This is a genomic window from Streptococcus parasanguinis, from assembly GCF_001578955.1.
Taxonomy (GTDB): domain Bacteria; phylum Bacillota; class Bacilli; order Lactobacillales; family Streptococcaceae; genus Streptococcus; species Streptococcus parasanguinis_U.
In genome coordinates this window covers 1-382 of sequence record NZ_KQ969744.1, presented here as the reverse complement: position 1 = coordinate 382, position 382 = coordinate 1, and the positions used below count along the sequence as shown (strand labels likewise).

The following is a 382-nucleotide window of genomic DNA, read 5'->3' as shown; positions in this document are numbered from 1 at the left end:
AGTATGAGTATGCCGGAGCATCGATTATTTCAGAGGCAAAGTCATCACGTTTTACAAACTGAAATTTATTTTTATCGATTGTAGCCATTATTTGCCTCCTTTCGTATTCGTTAATTTAATCCGTGGATCAAGCACTGTCATCAAGATATCACCTAACATAGCAGCAAAGATAGCAAGGGATGTGAAGATGAAGACAAGTCCGATGACCATGGTGTTGTTTGATGCTTTAATAGAGTCAATCAACATTTTACCCATACCTGGAAAGGCGAAGACTGTTTCAGTCAGCGTCGCACCAGAGATAACTCCAATAATTGCACCTGGAATACCAGACACCAATGGGACCATCGCATTTTTGAAGATGTGTTTTCTTGAGATCTCACGT

General features: G+C 40.1%; 1 protein-coding gene. It reads right to left on the bottom strand.

The genetic code is table 11. The features are described from left to right. Positions 1-87 precede the first annotated feature (87 nt). A partial coding sequence (locus tag SPADD19_RS11050; protein WP_128861646.1) for an ABC transporter permease subunit occupies positions 88-382 on the bottom strand: 295 nt, incomplete at its 5' end.